At 37.3% G+C, this 1141-nt stretch carries 2 protein-coding genes; both read right to left on the minus strand.

What is annotated here, in order from left to right; all coding sequences use genetic code 11:
- A partial coding sequence (locus tag GRP75_RS27625; protein ID WP_483311126.1) for an oxidoreductase occupies window positions 1–231 on the minus strand: 231 nt, incomplete at its 3' end.
- 48 nt (window positions 232–279) lie between these two features.
- Window positions 280–1032 carry an SDR family NAD(P)-dependent oxidoreductase gene (locus tag GRP75_RS27630; RefSeq protein WP_160790970.1) on the minus strand — a complete coding sequence of 251 codons (753 nt, stop codon included), beginning with the start codon at window positions 1030–1032 and terminating at the stop codon, window positions 280–282.
- Between the last annotated feature and the right edge of the window lie 109 nt (window positions 1033–1141).

Raw genomic sequence — 1141 nt, forward strand, 5'->3', positions numbered from 1 at the left:
ATGTTTATCCGTATAGATCCCAGGTGACCATAAGTAACCTTGCCCATCATCAGAAGGCTGTACACCCTCAGTAATAATGAGTCCCATTGACGCTCGTTGAGCATAATAAAGGGAAGTTAGCTCTCCCGGTGTACCATCTTCTTGCGATCTACTACGTGTCATTGGTGCCATTGCTAAACGATGTGGCAACACCATTTTTCCAATTTTTAATTTACTCCATAACTTTTCCAATCTGGTAAACTCCTCTTCATATAAAGTTATGCGGATATATTAATTCGATTAAAATTCTGAAATGATTGGATATATTTCGCCTCTCAGATTGAAATCATAGTTCTGGTCTACAATCCCTACCACCTCGTTGCTATCATAAAGATCCAACATGAAGTCCGCCATTTGTTTGGCAGTGTGGTACTTAGGCATGTTTGCTTTGTAATCAAATTCTTCAGTATCTAATGATTTCTTAACGAATTCCGTTTCTGTTATAGCTGGTGCTAAAACCTTAGCTTTTAGTTTTGCACCTTTAATTTCTAGTTCTTTTGCAAGCCCTTCTGTGAAGGCACTAACGTAATATTTAGATGCAGAATAAGCAACACTCCCAACAGCAATGGCATATCCGAGTGCGGATGAGACGTTAATTAACTGAGTTCCTTCTACATCAGCATAATCTCGCACATATAGTGTAGAAAGGATCGTCAAGGATTCGATGTTAACACGTAACATAGTTTCAACTTTATCTAAATTCTGTTCTGCTACAAAAGAAGCTTCACCGAGCCCCGCATTGTTAATCCAGGTCTCAATTTGGTGTTCCTTTAAATTGTTATATAGTGTGTAGGCCTGATCTGTAACAGACAGATCACTTGTATGAACAATAACATTTACAGTAGGATCAATATCCTGAATTGCTGATTTGAGTTCTTCTAATTTATCCAATCTTCTAGCTACCAAGATTAAGTTTTTGCCACGTGCAGCAAAGCCCAATGCCGTTTCATATCCAATCCCTGAGCTTGCTCCTGTAATAACTGTATACTTCATAATATTCTCTCCTTCATAACATGCAGATTAGTATAAATGAGTTTTAAAGACAATTTTAGAACGATCATTCTTATTAGGGTGAAAAAACAGTTAGATCTAACTTGCTATT

Origin of the sequence: Paenibacillus sp. OT2-17, from assembly GCF_009827695.1 — a bacterium.
GTDB lineage: Bacteria > Bacillota > Bacilli > Paenibacillales > Paenibacillaceae > Paenibacillus > Paenibacillus polymyxa_B.